21 protein-coding genes are annotated in these 17,598 nt (G+C 70.9%); 11 read left to right on the top strand and 10 right to left on the bottom strand.

Features of this window, described 5'->3' with window-relative positions; translation table 11 throughout:
- Positions 1 to 64 precede the first annotated feature (64 nt).
- From L3i22_RS21410 to L3i22_RS21395, 4 genes are all read right to left on the bottom strand, one after another.
- Positions 65 to 1,012 carry an NmrA/HSCARG family protein gene (locus L3i22_RS21410; RefSeq protein WP_221328730.1) on the bottom strand — a complete coding sequence of 316 codons (948 nt, stop codon included), beginning with the start codon at positions 1,010 to 1,012 and terminating at the stop codon, positions 65 to 67.
- A 128-nt stretch (positions 1,013 to 1,140) separates the two neighbouring features.
- Entirely contained in the window at positions 1,141 to 2,703 is a 1,563-nt protein-coding gene (locus tag L3i22_RS21405) for a diguanylate cyclase (protein ID WP_221328729.1), read from the bottom strand.
- Between the two features lie 237 nt (positions 2,704 to 2,940).
- Positions 2,941 to 3,501: a DUF4240 domain-containing protein gene (locus L3i22_RS21400; RefSeq protein ID WP_221328728.1), complete on the bottom strand. Its 561-nt coding sequence runs from the start codon at positions 3,499 to 3,501 to the stop codon at positions 2,941 to 2,943.
- Between the two features lie 119 nt (positions 3,502 to 3,620).
- On the bottom strand, positions 3,621 to 4,586 hold the full coding sequence (locus L3i22_RS21395; protein ID WP_221328727.1) for a DNA-processing protein DprA: 966 nt from the start codon (positions 4,584 to 4,586) through the stop codon (positions 3,621 to 3,623).
- Between the two features lie 199 nt (positions 4,587 to 4,785).
- On the opposite strand from L3i22_RS21395, the gene L3i22_RS21390 reads away from it, so the two are divergent.
- The 3 genes from L3i22_RS21390 (at position 4,786) to L3i22_RS21380 (ending at position 5,672) form a co-directional block, all read left to right on the top strand.
- Positions 4,786 to 4,953: a hypothetical protein gene (locus tag L3i22_RS21390; protein ID WP_221328726.1), complete on the top strand. Its 168-nt coding sequence runs from the start codon at positions 4,786 to 4,788 to the stop codon at positions 4,951 to 4,953.
- Positions 4,954 to 5,088: 135 nt separating this feature from the next.
- Positions 5,089 to 5,274 (top strand): hypothetical protein, encoded by a 186-nt coding sequence (locus tag L3i22_RS21385; RefSeq protein ID WP_221328725.1) that lies wholly within the window; start codon positions 5,089 to 5,091, stop codon positions 5,272 to 5,274.
- The gene (locus tag L3i22_RS21380; protein WP_221328724.1) at positions 5,271 to 5,672 is read left to right on the top strand and encodes a hypothetical protein; all 402 of its coding nucleotides are present in this window, start codon (positions 5,271 to 5,273) and stop codon (positions 5,670 to 5,672) included. Before L3i22_RS21385 ends, L3i22_RS21380 begins: the two co-directional genes overlap by 4 nt.
- 131 nt (positions 5,673 to 5,803) lie before the next feature.
- Here L3i22_RS21380 and lspA read toward each other — a convergent pair whose 3' ends face one another.
- Both lspA and L3i22_RS21370 read right to left on the bottom strand, forming a co-directional pair.
- Entirely contained in the window at positions 5,804 to 6,460 is a 657-nt protein-coding gene (gene lspA / locus L3i22_RS21375; protein WP_221330079.1) for a signal peptidase II, read from the bottom strand.
- A gap of 43 nt (positions 6,461 to 6,503) precedes the next feature.
- Entirely contained in the window at positions 6,504 to 7,427 is a 924-nt protein-coding gene (locus tag L3i22_RS21370) for a LysR substrate-binding domain-containing protein (RefSeq protein WP_221328723.1), read from the bottom strand.
- 69 nt (positions 7,428 to 7,496) lie between these two features.
- Here L3i22_RS21370 and L3i22_RS21365 point away from each other — a divergent pair, with 69 nt between their 5' ends.
- From L3i22_RS21365 to L3i22_RS21355, 3 genes are all read left to right on the top strand, one after another.
- Positions 7,497 to 8,468 carry a threonine/serine dehydratase gene (locus L3i22_RS21365; RefSeq protein ID WP_221328722.1) on the top strand — a complete coding sequence of 324 codons (972 nt, stop codon included), beginning with the start codon at positions 7,497 to 7,499 and terminating at the stop codon, positions 8,466 to 8,468.
- A 111-nt stretch (positions 8,469 to 8,579) separates the two neighbouring features.
- Positions 8,580 to 9,458 (top strand): helix-turn-helix domain-containing protein, encoded by an 879-nt coding sequence (locus L3i22_RS21360; RefSeq protein WP_221328721.1) that lies wholly within the window; start codon positions 8,580 to 8,582, stop codon positions 9,456 to 9,458.
- A gap of 41 nt (positions 9,459 to 9,499) precedes the next feature.
- Positions 9,500 to 10,333: an SDR family NAD(P)-dependent oxidoreductase gene (locus L3i22_RS21355; RefSeq protein ID WP_221328720.1), complete on the top strand. Its 834-nt coding sequence runs from the start codon at positions 9,500 to 9,502 to the stop codon at positions 10,331 to 10,333.
- Positions 10,334 to 10,378: 45 nt separating this feature from the next.
- Here L3i22_RS21355 and L3i22_RS21350 read toward each other — a convergent pair whose 3' ends face one another.
- A complete protein-coding gene (locus tag L3i22_RS21350) occupies positions 10,379 to 11,146 on the bottom strand; it encodes an oxidoreductase (protein WP_221328719.1) in 768 nt (255 codons plus the stop codon).
- 97 nt (positions 11,147 to 11,243) lie between these two features.
- Between L3i22_RS21350 and L3i22_RS21345 the strand changes: the two genes are divergently transcribed.
- The 5 genes from L3i22_RS21345 to L3i22_RS21325 all read left to right on the top strand — a co-directional run bounded on the left by L3i22_RS21345 (position 11,244) and on the right by L3i22_RS21325 (position 14,878).
- Positions 11,244 to 11,849 carry a TetR/AcrR family transcriptional regulator gene (locus L3i22_RS21345; protein ID WP_255658465.1) on the top strand — a complete coding sequence of 202 codons (606 nt, stop codon included), beginning with the start codon at positions 11,244 to 11,246 and terminating at the stop codon, positions 11,847 to 11,849.
- Positions 11,850 to 11,953: 104 nt separating this feature from the next.
- Complete coding sequence (locus L3i22_RS21340; protein WP_221328717.1) at positions 11,954 to 12,844, top strand: SDR family NAD(P)-dependent oxidoreductase; 891 nt, start codon at positions 11,954 to 11,956, stop codon at positions 12,842 to 12,844.
- 8 nt (positions 12,845 to 12,852) lie between these two features.
- A complete protein-coding gene (locus L3i22_RS21335) occupies positions 12,853 to 13,410 on the top strand; it encodes a TetR/AcrR family transcriptional regulator (protein WP_221328716.1) in 558 nt (185 codons plus the stop codon).
- Between the two features lie 163 nt (positions 13,411 to 13,573).
- Entirely contained in the window at positions 13,574 to 14,449 is an 876-nt protein-coding gene (locus L3i22_RS21330; protein ID WP_221328715.1) for an RNA polymerase sigma-70 factor, read from the top strand.
- A 78-nt stretch (positions 14,450 to 14,527) separates the two neighbouring features.
- A complete protein-coding gene (locus L3i22_RS21325; RefSeq protein WP_221328714.1) occupies positions 14,528 to 14,878 on the top strand; it encodes a siderophore-interacting protein in 351 nt (116 codons plus the stop codon).
- 202 nt (positions 14,879 to 15,080) lie between these two features.
- Here the strand turns inward: L3i22_RS21325 and L3i22_RS21320 are convergent, their stop codons facing one another.
- From L3i22_RS21320 to L3i22_RS21310, 3 genes are read right to left on the bottom strand one after another with little or no spacing between them, the layout of a single operon-like run.
- On the bottom strand, positions 15,081 to 15,791 hold the full coding sequence (locus L3i22_RS21320; RefSeq protein WP_221328713.1) for an alpha/beta fold hydrolase: 711 nt from the start codon (positions 15,789 to 15,791) through the stop codon (positions 15,081 to 15,083).
- A gap of 24 nt (positions 15,792 to 15,815) precedes the next feature.
- On the bottom strand, positions 15,816 to 16,664 hold the full coding sequence (locus L3i22_RS21315; RefSeq protein WP_221328712.1) for an enoyl-CoA hydratase/isomerase family protein: 849 nt from the start codon (positions 16,662 to 16,664) through the stop codon (positions 15,816 to 15,818).
- Positions 16,661 to 17,485 (bottom strand): carboxylesterase, encoded by an 825-nt coding sequence (locus L3i22_RS21310; RefSeq protein ID WP_221328711.1) that lies wholly within the window; start codon positions 17,483 to 17,485, stop codon positions 16,661 to 16,663. Before L3i22_RS21310 ends, L3i22_RS21315 begins: the two co-directional genes overlap by 4 nt.
- Positions 17,486 to 17,598: the final 113 nt, after the last annotated feature.

Below are 17,598 nucleotides of genomic sequence, written 5' to 3'. Positions count from 1 at the left end.
ATACAACGGACCGCCCGTCCCCTGCCGGGGCGGGCGGTCCGCTTGGCTCGCTCGTTGTCGACTGTCAGGCGGCGTTCGGGAGGCGGTAGCCCACCTCGGCCAGCCACTCGCGCAGCGACCGGACCTCCGGGGTCAACTCGCGGACCTTGGCCGGGTCACGCGGGCCGGTGAACTCGGCGGCGAACTCCGTGTAGTACTGCAGCATGTTGCCGTACTCGTCAGCACCCGGGAACCCGAACGCCCGGAACTGATCGTGAGTGACCGGACGGTACTCCACCGGCTCCCCCAGCGCGTCGGCCAGCGCCTCGGCGATCTCCTTACCGGTCAGCACATCACCGGCGATACTCACCGTACGACCCACGTACTCGCTGCCACCGCGGAAGATCGACAGCGCGACCCGGCCGATGTCACCCGACGCGATACCCGCCAGCGGCGCATCCCCCATCGGAATGTTCAGAACCAGCCGGCCCTCACCGTCCCGCGCCGGCGCCAGCGCGTCGGCCAGGTTCTCGTAGTAGAACGTGGTCCGCAGGAACGTCGTCGGCACCCCGGCCACCCGGAAGAACTCGTCCGCCTCGGCCTTCGCGTCGAAGTGCGGCACCTTGTACGTGCCCAGCAGCGTCGGCATCCGCGGGTCGTCGACCGGAATCAACTCCCGGGTGTCCTCCAGCGTCGACCAGACCACATGCTTGACGCCGGCCTTCTGCACCGCGTCGATCAGGTTCCGGACGTACGCCTGCTCCTTCTCCGGATCCATGTGCGTCCAGAAGTCAGTCACCAGGAACGCCCCGTCCGCACCGGCGAACGCCTCGGCCAGACCCTCCGGACTGGAATAGTCACCCACCACCACTTCAGCGCCTAGTTCAGCCAGCTCGCGTGCCTTGGCCGAGGTCACGTCCCGGGTCAGCGCCCGCACGTTGAAGTCGTCGCCGCCGGCCGCCAGGATGGCCCGCACCACACCGTTGCCCTGAGCACCAGTAGCGCCGACAACCGCGATCGTCTTGCTAGCCATGAGAACCCGCTCCTTGATCTTCGCGGTCCTTTGTGGGCCGCTGACCTCCACAACCACACCCCCACCCGAGTTATTTCAAAACTGAAGGACTTGTGCGGCCGGTCACTACGGTGATCTATCAACGCAGGTCAGACGGTGGCGGCGAAGCGGCCGCGACCGTGATTCTTCGCCCGGTACAGGTTCTTGTCGGCGTGATGCAGGACCTCGGGCAGCTCGTGATGCCGGCCGTGGTGGACGCCGATACTGATCGACACGGTCAGGCCGTCCGCCAGCTCGTGCCACGGATGGGCCAGCACCGCCTGCAGGATGCGCGTGGCGCAACTCTCCGCGCTGCCGGCGTTCGTGTCGGCCAGGATGATCACGAATTCGTCGCCGCCCAGGCGCGCGGCCAGGTCGCTCTGGCGGACCTGCGCGCCGAGGATCCGGCCCAGGTCGGCCAGCACGAGGTCGCCGACGTCGTGGCCGAAACCGTCGTTGACCGCCTTGAAGTGGTCGACGTCGACCATCAGCACCGCGCACCGGGTGTCGCGCTCCGGTTCCCGGCCGGCCGGTTCGCCGACGGCGGCCAGGTAGGCCTGGTAGCCGCGCCGGTTGGCCAGCCCGGTCAGTTCGTCGATGACGAAGTCGCGGCGCAGCTGTTCGTGGTCACGGCGGCGCCGCCCGACGGCGATCGCGTCGCGCATGACGTCCATGCGGTCGAGCCGGTCGTTCCAGCGCAGCGCGGCCAGCTGGTCGCCGTAGCGGATCGCGGCCGGCGTGGTCCCGGGCTGTTTCGCGGCCAGGCTCAGGGCGAGCAGGTGAGCACTGCCCGGCAGGTGCACCTCGACGTGGGTGGCGGGACCGTCGGCGAGGGCGGCCGCCCGGCCGTGGTCGCCGGCCCGGGCGGCCCGGATCGCGGCGCCGAGCGCCGTGATATTGGCGGGAACCGGCGGCGGCGGTGCACCGGTCGCGGCGAGCGCGGCGTTCAGGTGCTGCTGGCCGTGGTACTGATCGACCCAGCTCGGCGGCCAGTCCGCGTCGGTGGGGTCGCGGTCGGTCAGCGCGGTCGCGGCCAGCACGCCGGCCTGCTCCCACTCGCCGATGGCGGCCAGGGCGCAGGCCCAGTCGAGGACCAGTTCGCAACGGTTGATCGTGACGACCAGCTGCTGCCTGCGGGCGGTGTCGCTCCAGCGCCCGGACGTCTCGCCGGCCAGGGCCTGTTCGGCGAGGGTGAAGTAGTCCAGCGCCAGTTCCCAGAAGCCGAGCTCGTGGGCGACGTTGCCGACCTCGATCAACGCGGCGACCCGGTGCACGACCGGTTCCTGCGGGCCGGGGTCGTCGAGGGTGACCACGGCCTCCACGAGCAGACGGGCCGCGGACTCGGCCCGGGTGGTGGTGCTGCCGCGGCGGTCGGCGGCGCGGGCCGCCTTCACCGCCGTGGCCAGGGCGAGCAGCGAGCGCTCCGGCAGCCGGCCCGCGATGGTGAGCATGGCGTCCACGTGCGCGGTGTCGTCCGCACCGTCCTCCAGGCCGGCCAGGGACCGGGCGAACTGCAACAGCAGAAGGACGTCGTCCCAGCCCTGCTCGGTGGCCTCATGCTCGGCGCTCTCGACCCGGTCCGCGTCGTGGTGGCCCTGCGCGGCCTCGACCAACTGGTAGGCCAGCTCGACGGCCACCTCGTGCGGAACTCGTGATCGCTCGGGCCCGGGCACCTTGTCCCCTCGCAGCGTCAGGATCTCGAACAGCCGAACCTACACCGTCCCGCATCGGCCGCCGCGCTCCTCAGTTGAGCCCATCTCAGCGCATTCCGGCCCGCTCCGGGGCACGGATCACCCAAAACCCGCTCGTCGTAGCGGACCCCCTGCAACGGCCACACCCCCCGCCGGCCCCCTTCCCAGGGTCATGCCGAGGCGTCCGGCGGCCGAGCGCTGCGGTCGTTGCCGGCCCGATCAATCCCACATCCGGCCCCCGAACATGGCAGTCAGCCGGGGCAACGCCACATCCGGATCGAGATAGACCTCCTCGTCGCCCCGGCGCGACACGGAACTTTCGGAATCGCGTGCCCTCACCGCGGCGTAGATGTCCTTCGGATCCAGTTCACGCCGCTCGTACTCGTGGACAGCGGCGAACTCGAGCTCCTCGAACCACGGGTACTCCTCGTCCGGCCAGTCCCGCGGATGCCGTTCGGCCAGCCGCCGCACCTCGGGCTCGTCGGCCAGCAGGTCGGGGTCGCCGGCCACCCGGTCCAGGGTGCTTCGGCCCAGACCGACCAGCCATGCCTGGAACCGGCAGAAACTGTCGTCGCCGCAGCCGCACAGGATCAAAGCGGCGGCCTCGCCCATCAGGTCACCGTCCACCCGGCCCATCTGCTCGTCGAGGTGATCGTGGAAGTCGAGCAGATCCGCCACACTCAGCCCGGCCAGCGTCTGCGTGATCCGCTCACCCCGCGCAGCCGGATCGGTGCCCCGCCTCGAACCCTCGATGATCGCCCAGAACCCGTCGATGTCCATGTCGGCCCCGCCCTTCGAGCGCCCGATGATAGTGCGTTCGGGTAGATGGGCCAGCAGCCGTGGATGTCTTCGGTGGCGGGGATACCCGGGGGGCCGTCCAGCGGCGACCGGGTAGGTCATTATGCGGCCGGCCAGGCGTAGACAAGTTCGTGGCGCAGATCGGCGGCGGCGCGCACAGCGTCGGCGTCGGCAACGCGTGTGATGACGTCGTCGATGTCGGCGACCTCGACGACGGCCAGCGGCAGTTCGCTGTCCGCCGGCTGCTGCTCGATGAGGTCGAGCTGCTGCGGTCGCAGCAGCTCAGTGCGAGCGTCCGCGATCATCTGGCGGGCCCATGGCTGCGCTGTGGCGAGCGAGCGCAGCAGGAAGACGGTTCTGGCATGGCGGCGTGCGGATTGAGCCTGCAGCTTGGCGCCTGAGGTGGAAGACGCCTCGATCACGACTGTTCCCTGGGTGTATCCCGACATGGTGATGTTGCGGGCGGGAAAGCGCCACTGCTCGGGTGGGTCGGTCGGCCAGAACTGCGAGACCACGACGCCGCCGCCGTTGATGATGCGGTCGGCCAGGGGCGTGTTCTCGGGTGGATAGACCTTGGCGGCGATTCCGGCGCCGATGACCGCGACGGTGCGATGGTCGCAGTCGAGCACAGTGGTGTGGGCGACGGTGTCGATGCCACGGGCGAGTCCGGAGACGATCACGATGCCGGCGTCGCTGAGGCCGCGGGCCATGCGCGCGGCCCGGGCCCGGCCGTCCGCGGTTGCCTCGCGGGTGCCGACCACGGCGATTGAGCGCGCATCGGAGATGTCGAGGTGTCCGCGGTGGAACAGGAACGGCGGCGCGTCGGGGACCATCCGCAGGTTGGCGGGATAGTCCGGGTCCAGGACGGTGGTCAGCTGGGCGTCCGCGGTGGCGGCTGCCGCAAGTTGCTGTCCGAGGAAGTCCTCGGCCTGATGTTGGGCACCGGCGTCACCGAGGGCCCATTCGAGGATGCGGCGTGCCTTGTCGGCCTTGGGCGACTGCTCGCCGATCTCGGCGTTGTACCAGTGGTCGAGCGCCTGGGGTGTTTGCGCGGTGCGGGCGAGCAATGACCCGTCGATGCGGCCGAGCTCCGGGTGACGCAGGGCGCACAGGATCAGCAGCCGCTCCCGGTCGGTGGCACGGATGTCGATCCTGGAGGGCGTCGGGAGCCCGGCAAAGGCGTCGGCGTCGGGTCGCTGCGGCTGATCGTCGTCGCGCTCGGATGACCCCCAACGGCGTTTGCACGCTGCTCTTGGCCCACGAGCCGTGGCCGGAGAGGGTGCGCACCTGTTCGGCCTGCAGCGTGCCGGCGATGGCGGCCAGCGACAAGCCCTGATCGCGAAGCTCGGCGACCCGTACGGCTGCGGCCGGGAGCGCGGCCGCGGGCCGGCCCAGTCGTACGCCTCTGCTGCGGGCGGCAGCCATGCCCGCTGACACCTCTGGGCGTCGCTGCGCTGGTTCTGTCGCCATGAAGCCGACCGTACAGAAATAGGTCCAGGAAAGGGGCACCGGCTGGGCCCGCTGTGCGGCGCCTGTACCTGATATGCCGCCCGGGCTATTCTCGGACTCATGGAACAGGACACCAGCGCCTCGCGCAGCATTACGGAGATCCTGGTCGAGCGCGGGGTGCCGATCACCGAGGAAGGTAAGGCCCGTGCCGGTCAGCGTCTGCGTGAGGCGGACGAGCGCCGCGATCTTGCCGGCCGCGCCGAGTTCCTTGCTCGGTTGCGGACGCCGCGTGCCGCGGCCGCGTGACTGACGGTCCGCGCACCGAACGCCTTGTCCTCGACGCGTCCGCCGTCGCTGCCTGGATCCGCGGCTCGGTCGCGGTCGGTGAGCTGATCGCGGAGATCGACGAGGAGCATGGCGCGGTTCTGCTGCCGCTCCCCTGCCTGGTCCGGGCCGCGCACGAGAACGGGCTCCTCGAGACCGGCCTGTTGCAGATCCTGGTCGAACATCCCGCCGTCTTCGTCATCTCTGATGATCCGGCCGATTGGTTGGCCCTGGCCGCGATGAACGCCATCGTTGACGGTGCCGACCGCGCGTCTGCTGCCCTGCTCGCCCTGACGGCGGGCGTGGACATCCTCACCCGTGATGCGTCCTGGTACCAAGGTGTCAGCGACGGGCAGATCGGCCTGGAGTTCGAGGACTGACCGGCTGCCACCGGACCGGGGTTACTCGGCATCCGCGGCGGTCAGTTGTGCGGCCAGGGTCTCCAGGGTCATCTGGACCGAGATCGGTGACGAGGTGCACGCGTCGTCTGCCAGGGCGAGGACGGAAGAGCTCAGCGAGCTGGCGATCCGGGATCACCGTCGGGTCGCCGACCGAGGCTGCCGGCAGAGGTGTCGGCGCCGCGGCTGCTGCGGCTGCCGTCGCGTTTGCGGCCGGTGAGTTCGAGTAGGACGGCCAGGAGGACGCCGATGGTCAGGCAGCTGTCAGCGACATTGAAGATCGCGAACTTCTCGCCGCCCGGCGCGAAGGCGCTGATCATGTCGACCACCTGTCCGTGCAGGAATCCGGGGGCCCGGAACAGCCGGTCGCCGAGGTTGCCGATCGCCCCGCCGAGCACCAGGCCGAGCGACACGGCCCACGGCACGGACCGGAGGCTGAGCGCCATCCAGCCGATCCAGCCGATCACGACGACGGTGATCAGCGGAAAGATGAACGTGTAGTTGCTACCCAGGCTGAACGCCGCCCCGCTGTTGTGGGCCAACGACAGGTAGATCAGGCCACCGAGGATGCGGACGGGCTGGTTGGGGTCCAGATTCGCCACGGACAGTTGCTTGATCACCTGGTCGGTGACTACGGCGACCAGGGCGATGCCGGCGAACAGCGCCAGAACGGGGCCGCGGGGCCGGGTCGCCGGTGCTGGGGTCGCCGGTGCTGGGGTCGCCGGTGCTGGGGTCGTGGAATTCAGTGTCGCTCCTCCGTCTGCTCCCAGGGCACCAGGGCGAGAGTAGCCGAACGGGCCACCAACGGCGTACCTACCTGGCTGCGGTCTTGGCGGCCGCTATCGTGGCCGCGCGGCGGGTCAGCTCGCGGGACAGTTCGGCGACCGCCGGCGAGTGGTCCGCGGTACGGGTGGTCATCTGTACGTTGCGGGCCAGGTTGCGCGGCGCGGAGACGGTCAGCAGCCTCAGGCCTGATCGTGGTGCGGCAGCGGTCCGGGGCACCAGCGCCACCCCCATCCCGGCCGCCACCAGGTCGAGCACGACGTGGTAGCTGTCCACCCGGCAGGTGATGCGGGGCTCGAATCCGGCCAGCCGGGCCGCCGTCTCCGTCACGGCCTGAAAGCCCTGGTCCGCGCGGTTGGCGACCCAGTCCGCCGCCGCGTAGGCGCCGAGTTTCACCGCGGATCCCTCGACCGGGCCGAGCCCGGCCGGCACGGCGAGCACCAGCGGCTCGGTGAACAGGGGCACCTGGGTCAGCGCCCGCAGGTCCGGTTCGGCGAATCCGGCGTACCGATGGGTCACCGCCAGGTCGATCTCCCCGGCCCGCACCGCCGGCAGCGCCGCCTCCGGTTCGATCTCGACGAAGCTCAGTTGCAGCCGCGGGTGGCGGCGGCGCAGCGTCGCCAGGGCGGGCACCGCCAGGCGGCGTGCCGCGGTGGCGAACGCGCCGACCCGCAGCCGGGCCTGGCCGGCGGCTCCGGCCGCCGCGACCGCCTGCGCCGCCGTCTCCAGGTCCGCCAGGATCCGCCGGGCGTGCTCGACGAGCAGCTCGCCGGCCGCGGTCAGGCGCACGCTGCGCGGGCGGCGTTCCAGCAGTTGCGCGCCGGTGTCCTGCTCCAGCGCGGTGAGCTGTTCCGAGGCCGCCGCGGCGCTGCACCCGAGGGAGCGGGCCGCCGACGCGATCGAGCCGGTCTGCGCGAGCGCCACCAGCAGGTGCAGACGATGCGTCTTGAGCATCGGAAAAGCCTTCTCTCAGCATCACCTCAACAGGTTTCCCCGACGAGCGTACGAAATCAGACTGGAGCCATGCCGGCGAGCCCTGCGCACGAAAGAGACAGCACGATGACCCTGCGCGAGATCACCGCCCCGACCTGGGCGGACCTGCGGAAGGCGTGGACGCTGGTGCGTGCGACGCTGCCCGCCACCCCGCTGGTCGGGCGCGACCCGGCGTACAAGGTGGAGAGCCTGCAGCCCACCGGCTCGTTCAAGGTCCGCGGCGCGCTGACCGCCCTCGCCGCGATCCCGGCCGACGTCCCCGTCGTCACCGCCTCGGCCGGCAACCACGGACTCGGCCTGGCCTGGGCGGCACAGCGACTCGGGCGCACCGCCACGATCGTCACCGCCACCACCGCGTCGCCGGCCAAGGTCGCCGCGCTCAAGGCGCTGGGCGCCGATCTGGTCCAGGTCGGCACCAGCTACGACGACGCCGAGCGGCATGCTCTGCGACTGGCCGCCGAGGGGGCGCGGTTCGTCTCGCCGTACAACGATGCCGCCGTCATCGCCGGGCAGGCGAGCATCGGCTTCGAGCTGGCCGATCAACTGCCGGGCCCGATGACCGTCGTGTGCGGGGTCGGCGGTGGCGGCCTCGCCTCCGGCCTCGGCCTTTGGGCAAAAAACCAGTCCGGCGTACGGGTCGTCGGGGTGGAAGCCGCCGCCTCCCGGGCCGTGTCGGCCGCGGTCGCCGCCGGCCGGCAGGTCGACGTCGAGGTCGGGCCCACGCTCGCCGACGGCATGGGCGGCAACATCGAACCCGGCTCGATCACCATCGGCCTGGTCGCCGAGCACGTGCACCAGCTGGTCACCGTGACCGAGCCGCAGATCCGCGCCGCCATGCGACACCTCGCGCTGGAACGCGGCATCGTCGCCGAGGGATCCGGCGCGGCAGCGGCGGCCGCGGTTCTCGCCGGTCTCGTCCCCACCGACCGTCCCGTGGTCGCGGTGGTCTCCGGCCGCAATCTCACCGCGCAGAGCCTCGCCACGGTGCTGCTCGACGGTTGAGCCGCTGCGGCGGTTCCGTTCGCACGACGTACGCAAATCGGGTTTTGGAGGGTTTGTCAGTGCCCCCCTGATCTCTGTACGGCACCGGCTGACCGACCTAGCGTTGTGTGCATGACCGACACTTCCGGTGGCCGCGCGGCGCAGGCCGAGATCGGCGAGTTCCTGCGCTCGCGGCGAGCCCGGATCACGCCGGAGCAGGCCGGGTTGCCGCAGCGGGCCGGGTCGCGGCGGGTGCCGGGGCTGCGCCGCGAGGAGGTGGCTCGGCTGGCCGGGGTCAGCGTCGACTATTACATCCGGCTCGAACGTGGCCGGGCCGCCAACGCCTCCGAGGCGGTGCTGAGCGCGGTCGCCCGCGCGTTGTCGCTCAACGACCTGGAGCGCAAGCACCTGTTCACGCTCGCCGCGCCGGGGCGTTCCCGGTCGCGGCCCCGCCCGCTGCCGCGCCAGCAGGTCCGTCCGGGTCTGCGCCGGCTGCTCGACGCTCTCACCGACACCCCGGCCATCGTGCTGGGGCACCGCACCGACGTGCTGGCCGTCAACGACCTGGGTCGCGCGCTGTTCACCGACTTCGACGCGCTGCCCCGGCGGGATCGCAACATGGCGCGCTTCGTCTTTCTCGACGAGGCGGCCCGCGGCCTCTACGTCGACTGGGACGACGCGGCGCGGGGCATGGTGGCGACCCTGCACCTGCATGCCGGGGCCTACCCCTACGATCCGCTGCTGGCCGAGCTGATCGGCGAGCTTTCGGTGCGCGACGACGACTTCCGCCGCTGGTGGGCCGATCATGACGTCTACCAGCGGACCCATGGCACGAAGCGGTATCACCATCCACTCGTCGGCGACCTCGTTCTGGGGTACGAGGCGGTCATGCTCGCCGACGACCCCGAACAGTTGCTCGGCCTGATCACCGCCGAACGCGGATCCCCCTCGGAGGACGCGCTCCGACTGCTGGCGACGCTGGAGGCCGCCGCCAGCGCCCTGCCTGGCTGACCGCACGTCTTATTACTGAGCACGACATCTGGAGTAGCGCCATGCCCAAAACCATCATCATCACCGGTGCCAGCGACGGCATCGGCGCCGCCGCCGCGAGACGGCTGCACGCCGACGGTCACACCGTGGTTGTCGTGGGCCGCTCGCCGCAGAAGACCCGGGCGGTCGCGGACGAGCTCGGCGCCGCTCACTTCCTGGTCGACTACACCCGCTTCGACGATGTCCGGCGGCTGGCCGGCGAGCTGCTGGACGCCTGTCCCCGCATCGACGTGCTGGTCAACAACGCCGGTGGGGTCTTCGGTGACCCGGCGCGCACGGTCGACGGCTTCGAGAAGACGCTGCAGGTCAACCATCTGTCGCCGTTCCTGCTCACCAACCTGCTGCTGGAGCGGCTGCTGGCCGGGCGGGCGTCGGTCATCCAGACCTCCAGCGTCGGGTCCAAGCTGTTCGGCCACCTCGACCTCGACGACCTGAACAACGACCGGAATTTCTCGCCGAACAAGGCTTACGGGGACGCGAAGCTGATGAACATCCTGTTCACCCGGGAGCTGCACGAGCGCTTCCACGACCGGGGGCTGTCCGCGGCGGCCTTTCACCCCGGGTTGATCGCCACCAGCTTCGCCTCGGACACCACGAGCGCGATGCGGTTCGTCTACGGCAGCGGGCTGCGCCGGCTGTTCATGGGCTCGCCGGAAAAGGGCGCCGAGCAGCTGGTGTGGCTGGCCACGACGACGGCCGGCCAGGACTGGCGATCCGGCGAGTACTACGAGCGCGGCAAGCCGGCGAAACGGCCCAACCCGCAGGTCAAGGACCTGCAGCTGGCCGCCCGACTGTGGGAGCGCAGTGCGGCGATGGTGGGCATGGCCACGGTCTGAGCCGCGCCACGGCACGGCCCGGGTGGGCCGTGCCGTATCGGGTGCTCAGCGGACCTGGTCGCCGCCGTCCACCACCAGCGTGCTGCCGGTGATCCACTGCGCGCGGCCGGAGGCCAGGAAGAACACGGCTTCGGCGATGTCCTCGGGCCGGCCCATCCGCCCCAGCAGGGCTCCGGCGTTCATCCTCTCGAACGGGATCCCGAACGCGTCGCCGATGTCGCGGCGCACCTGGTCGCCGCCGTCGGTGGCGACCGTGCCGGGCACGACGACGTTGACCCGGACGCCCCGCGGCGCCAGTTCGGCGGCCAGCGCTCGGGTGTAGGACTCCAGGGCGGCCTTGGCCGCCGCGTAGTGCGCCAGCGACGGAATGACGCTGAGCGTGGCGCTCGACGAGATGTTGACGATCGCCGGCTCGGTGCCGCCGGTCAGCGCCGGCAGCAGCGCGTTGGTCAGCCGGATGGAGCTCAGGAAGTTGATGCCGGTCGAGTCGAGCCACGCCTGGTCCGGGATCGCCGCGACGCCCTGCGGGTAGGCCTGCGCCGCACCGGCGTTGTTGATCAGGACGTCCAGTCCGCCCAGCGCCGCGACGGCCTGCTCGGCGACGTGCTGGGCGCCGGCGACGGTGCCGAGGTCGGCGGCGACGTGCACGACGCCGTTGGGCAGATCGTCGACCGGCGTGCGGGAGGTGACCGCGACACTCGCCCCGGCCTGCAGGAACTGCCGCACGACGGCCGCCCCGATCCCCCGGGTGCCGCCGGTGACCAGGACGCGTTTGCCGACCATGTTCGAGCTGTACTCCACGTTTTTGACCATGCGTTCAACTACAGCAGTACTTGACCATCCGGTCAACTATCACCAACGTCACCCTCCTTTTCTGGAACGTCCGGTCAATTACTGGTACGGTGCCGCCATGGGTCGCCGCCGGACGTTCACCGAGACCGATGTGGTTGCCACGGCCGGCGAGGTGTTCGCCCAGAAGGGCTATGCCGCCACCACGCTGGAGGACCTGGTGTCCGCGACCGGCCTGGGCAAGCAGAGCCTGTACAACGCCTTCGGCGCCAAGCGGGACCTGTTCCTGCGCGCGCTGACCTCCGAGACCGCCGATGCGGTGGCCGCGGTCGAGGAGGCCTTCGCCGAAGGTGACAGCACCCCGCTGGAACGGATCAAGGCCCACCTGCTGAAGCTCGCAATCACGTTGAGCGGCCCCGAGCGGCGGCGCTCGCTGGTCGCCAAGGCCACCATCGAGCTGGCCGACGGCGACGCCGAGGTGGCCGGATCCGCGCTGCGGGCGTTCACCGACCTCGCCGGGATCTATCGCGGCTGCATCGTCGAGGCTCAGCGCTCCGGGGAGGTCGACAGCGCGGCGGATCCGGAGGCGCTGGCGGACTTCTTCGTCGCGCTGACCCGGGGGATGGAGATGCTCGGGCAGGCCGGCATCGGTCGCGAGCAGCTGACCGGCATCGCCATGACCTCGCTCGACGTGCTGCCCCGGGTGCACCCGGCCGATCCCCGGTAGTCCCCCGCCGTGGCTCTCCCGATTGACAAACGGACACGCTGTCCATATCTTTGGCGAAGGTAAACGGACAGCGTGTCCGGATCGCATGCTGAGAGGCAGCAGCCATGAGCAACACCATGTCCGGCGTCGTCGCCGTCGTCACCGGCAGCAGCCGGGGAGTCGGCAAGGGCATCGCCGTCGAGCTGGGCCGGCGCGGCGCCACCGTCTACGTCACCGGCAGGACCGTGACGCCGGGGTCCCACCCGCTGCCGGGAACGGTCGGCCAGACCGCCGACGAGATCACCGCGGCCGGTGGCCGCGGCATCGCCGTCGCCGTCGATCACGCCGACGACCAGCAGGTCCGGGCCCTGTTCGACCGGGTCGCCGACGAGCAGGGCCACCTCGACCTGCTGGTCAACAACGCCTCGATCCTGGCCGCGGACGCCACCGAGCCGCCCCCGTTCTGGACCAAGGGCCTGCAGGCGGCCGACCAGATCACGGTCGGCCTGCGTTCGGCGTACGTGAGCACGCACCTGGCCGCCGGCCTGCTGCTGAAGTCCGCGCGCGGCCTCGTGGTCAACATCTCCTACTACGGCTCGGTGTCGTATCACCTCGACCCGGCCTACGGCGCGACCAAGGCCGGCCTGGACAAGATGAGCTGGGACATGGCGCAGGACTTCGGTGCCTACGGGGTCGCCGTGGTCTCGCTCTGGCCCGGGCCCACCAGCACCGAACGCGCGCTCGCGCTGCGCCCGGACCTCGGCGACGGCCAGGACCGGGCCAACACCTCGGAGACGCCGGCGTTCACCGGCATGGTCATCGCCTCGCTGTACCGCGACCCCGACCTGATGGCCCACAGCGGCCAGGTGGTGATCGGCGCGGAGGCCGCGCTCGCCTACGGATTCGCGGACGTCAACGGCAAGCAGCCACCCAGCCGGCGCGCCCAGCTCGGATCGCCGAACAGCTATCCCGGTGGTTCGCACGCCCGCGGCTGGTCGTCACCGGCATCGCGATAGGTTCAGCCATGGCCTTCGACACCAAACCGATGCGTGCCGACGCCCGGCGCAACTACGAGGCGATCCTGGCCGCCGGCAAGATCGTCTACGCCCGGTCCGGGGTCGACGTCCCGTTCGAGGAGGTCGCCCGGCAGGCCGGGGTCGGCCAGGGCACCCTCTACCGGCACTTCCCGGCGCGCGAGCACCTGTTCGTGGCGATCATGCAGGAGCGCGTCGACCTGTTGGAGGCGAAAGCCCGCGAGCTGCTCGACGCGCCGGACGTGTGGGCGGCGCTGACCACCTGGCTGGATCTCTACGACCGCAGCGCTGCGCAGTACCGCGGGATGAGCTCGCGCGTCGGCGAGGCCCTGGCCGACGACACCTCGCCGGTGGCCACCGCGTGCGCGCCGATGAAAGCCGGCTTCGCCGAGCTGTTCGAACGGGCCCGCCGCGAGGGCGCCGTGCGCCTGGACGTCACCGCGACCCAGTTGCTCACGCTGATCGGCGCACTGCCCAAGGACCAGGCCCGGGGTACGAGCGTGCAGCCGTACCTGGCGCTGGTCCTCGACGGCCTGCACCGGGTCTGACGCCGGGCGGGCGTCGGCACAACGCCGTACCAAATCGGAAGTTGATCTGTTTTCATGTGCCCTCCACAACTCTCGGTTGCCTTCGGCAGCTGAGACCGGGCAAGGTCCGGATCTGTGACAGCGGGCTAACCTGATGTCGCAATCGACCTTGAAGGGGCTGGCGATGGCGGATCTCGACGAGGCAGCGTCGATCTTCACGGGGGTGCGGCCGCGCCTGTTCGGGATCGCCTACCGCATGCTCGGCAGCGCCGCCGAGGCCGAGGACCTGGTGCAGGATGTCTGGTTGCGCTGGCAGGCCACCGACCGCAGCGTGGTGCACAATCCGGGCGCGTTCCTGGCCACGACCACGACCCGGCTGGCCATCAACGAGCTGCAGTCGGCGCGGGCGCGCCGCGAGGTCTACATCGGGCCGTGGCTGCCCGAGCCGGTCGACACCAGCGCCGATCCGTTCCTGGGGGCCGAGCGCGGGGAGGCGCTGGATCTGGCGGTGCTGATGCTGATGGAACGGCTCACCCCGCAGGAGCGGGCCGCGTACGTGCTGCGGGAGGCCTTCGACTATCCGTACGCTCAGATCGCCGACATTCTGCAGTCCACCGAGGCGGCCGTACGCCAGCAGGTCAGCCGGGCCCGCAAGCACGTGGCCGGCGACCGGAAGATCCCGGTGCCGGAGACGGCGCAGCGCCAACTGCTGGCGACCTTCCTCGAGGCGGCCCGCTCCGGCGATCTCGAGGCGTTGGAGCAGCTGTTCGCCGCCGACGTGGCAAGTGTCTCCGACGGCAACGGCGCCAAGCACATCGCCCGCAAGATCGTCGTGGGTGCCGGGCGGGTGGCGACGTTCATCGCGGCGTTCTCGTCCTGGTACTGGGACGGCGTCGACGTGCAATGGGTGACCGCCAACGGGTGGCCGGCGGCCGTCCTGCGCCGCGGTGACACGCTGCTCGGGGTGGTCACCGTCGACGCCTCCGCGGACGGCATCGAGCAGGTGCTGTGGATGATGAACCCGGCCAAGCTCGGCGCTGCGGTCGCTGTCACAAAATAGCCGCCCTCGCGGTCTGTACTCGAGACAGCGAGAGGCAGGGGGCCCGGGTGCGGACGATCGAGGCCGTTCCGGCCGGCGATGCCCGGTCCTGACGAGGTCGTGCACCGGCTCGCCGCGGCCTGCCGGACCGGCGACGCCGAGACGATCGCGGCTGTCCTGAGCCCGGACGTGGTCGCGGTGTGTGACAGCGGTGGGCGGGTACCTGCTCCGCTGCTGCCGTTGCGTGGAGCCGGTGAGGTGGCCTGGCTGCTGCGGTCGCTGCTGCCCGGGAATGATCTGGCGGTGCAGAGCGTCAACGGGCGGGCGGGGCTGGTGTTGCGCCGGGCCGGGCGGGCGCTCGCCGTGATCGCCGTGACCTGCGTTCAGAGCCAGGTCACGGCCGTGTGGGTGGTGCTGAATCCGGCCAAACTGCGGGCCTGGCACCGCTGAGCCGGGGGCTCGGTCCGGTCGCCCAGCCCGCGGTGTCACAGAACGAGGCGGCGGTGATCGGCTCGGCCGGGTCGGCGCTCGCATCGTCGCCGAGGTCCTGATCGGTCTGCTGCGCGCCGATCCGGCGAGCTACCTGGGCCGGCAACCGCGATGGCAGCCGGCCCGGCCCGCCGCGTTCACCCTGGCCGACCTGATCAGGCTCTCAGGACCTGAGGGAACGCACGGCGTCGGCGATCACGGCGGCGACCTCGTCGGGGCGTGAGACGGCGATGCTGTGCGAACCACCGTCGAGTTCGGTGGTGGTGGCACCGATCTTCGTGGCGGTGTCGCGCTGGTAGCCGGGATCGATCGACCGGTCCGCGCTGCCGAACACCCACCAGCTGGGCACCCGCCGCCAGGCCGGTTCGACCGCGAGCGGCTCGCCCAGCCCGGCCGCCGAGATCGGCCGCTGGGTGGCGGCGCCCAGGGCGGCCTGATCGGCGGGCAGGTCGGCGGCGAACACGTCGTGATAGCGCCCGGAGTCGATGGTGAGCTCCGGCAGGTCGCTGCCCGGGACGGCCTGCGGCCGCAGCGCCGCGATCAGGTCCGGTTCCGGGTAGCCGCCGGTCGCGGTCTGCGCCGACTCGCCCTGGTCGAGGCCGAAGGCGCCGACGAACACCAGCGCCTTGACGTTTGTCGCGTTGCTTGCCGCGTACGTGGCGACCGCGCCGCCGTAGCTGTGGCCGACCAGCACGACGTCGCCGTCGGTCTGCGCGATCAGGCCGGCGACGTAGGAGCCGTCGGCGGTGAGTCCGCGCAGCGGATTGGCGACGGCGCGCGCCGTGATGCCCTGGCGCTGGAGCCGGGCGATGACCTGGTTCCAGGACGATCCATCGGCGAACGCGCCGTGCACGAGTAGGACGGTGGCAGACATGGATGCTCCTTGGCGTCGGGTGGGTCAGCTCTGGGCGATGCCGGCGATGTCCTCGCCGAGGTGGTATTCCAGTGCTGCGCGCTGCTGCAGTCCCTTGTCGAACAGCCGGGTGGCGGTGGTGCGGAACTCGGGGCGGTTGGCCGCGGCGCTCCAGAACGCGTCGGAGTGCAGCGGAAACTCGGCGTCGGGCAGCCGGGTGTACTTGTTGACGAAGGACTTGATCTCGGCGAGCGCCTGGTGGTTCCAGCCCGCGACGCGGGTGGCGTACGCGGTGACGAACGCCTCGAACGCCTCGTCCGGGATCGCGCGGTTGACGTAGCCGTACTTCTCGGCGGTGGCCCCGTCGTAGTCGGTGCCGCCGAGCAGGATCTCGAAGGCGCGGCCCCGGCCGACCAGGGCGGGAAGACGCCCGCCGGCGCCGCCGCCGGCGACCGCGGCGAAGCCGACCTCCATCTGGCCGAGGACGGCTTTCTCCAGGCTGGCAAAACGCATGTCGGTGGCCAGGGCGAACTCGCTGCCGGCGCCGCGGGCGATGCCCCGGATCGCGCTGATCGTGACCGCGGCGAGCTTGCTCAGGCGCACGGTGACGTCGGCCCAGGCGGCGTATCCGGTCGGGCTGGGCAGCGCCTCGGCCTGCGCCGGGTCGGCGGCCAGGTCCCAGTGGGCCAGGAAGAAGTCGGGGTCGGCGCTGTCGAAGAGCACGACGTTGACGGTGTCGTTGCCCTCCAACTCGGTGAGCAGCGTCTTGAGGTCGCTGATCAGCGGCGGGCCGATCACGTTGACCGGCGGGTTGTCGAAGCTCACCCGCCAGAACGTCGGCGATTCGACGGTCAGCTTCAGGTGGGTGGGCGTGAAGTCCTCGAGGAAGCTCATGAGCCGTCCCTTTCCGATCGGTGCAGGCGGGTGAACCAGCGCACCACGTACTGGGCGACGTCCGCCCAGCCGCTGTCGAAGACCAGGGAGTGACCGCGGCCGTCGAAGGCGTGGTAGTCGGTGACCGAGGGCGATCCGGCGTAGAGGTCGAACGCCTGCCGGCTGACGACTTCCGGGACCGTGTGGTCGTGGCTGGCCCCGGTGATCAGCAGCGGTCCGCGGACGGCGGTCAGGTCGACCGCGGTCGGCGACTGCGGGTCCTTCTTGGCGGCGGTGAGTTCGAAGATCGGCCGTCCGGGGCCGGGGATCGCGTACGTGTCGTACAGCTTGCGGGCCTCGTCCTTGCCGATCGCGTTGCCGAAGCCGTACCGGAACTGCCGCGCGGTCAGCGCGACGGCACGGGTCTTGTTCTTCGGGTTGCGCAGCACCGGCAGGGCGGAGCGGATCTGCGCCAGCGGCAGCTTGGTGGCCCCCTTGATCGGCGCCGGGCTCAGCGCGGCGGCGGCCTCGACCAGCCCGTCGGCCAGCAGTTTCTGCGCGATCAGTCCGCCGAACGAGTGGCCGACGACGATCGGCTTCACCGGGAGTGTCTCGATGTATCGGGCGTAGCCGGCGGTGAGTTCGGCGACGCCGAGCCCGGCCAGCGCCTCGGGCCGGTTGCGGGTGGCCGCGGCGGTGGCGGCGTCGCCGGTCCAGCCGGGCGCGTGCGGTTGGTAGCCGGCGTCGGCGAACACCTGATGCCAGGGCTGCCAGGCGGCGCTGTGGATCCACAGCCCGTGGATGAATACCACCGGTTTGACCGGAACGTGTGGTGCGGACATCAGCTCTCCTCGCGGGATGACGGCGGGCGCCGTCGGGTGCCCACTCTGACACTCTAGGTTGGAAAAAACAATTCAGATGCACCTGCTACGTTGTTTTTCACAATCCAGGTACG

It is taken from the genome of Actinoplanes sp. L3-i22 (assembly GCF_019704555.1).
Lineage (GTDB): Bacteria > Actinomycetota > Actinomycetes > Mycobacteriales > Micromonosporaceae > Actinoplanes.
This window is presented reverse-complemented; position numbering and strand designations above follow the sequence as displayed.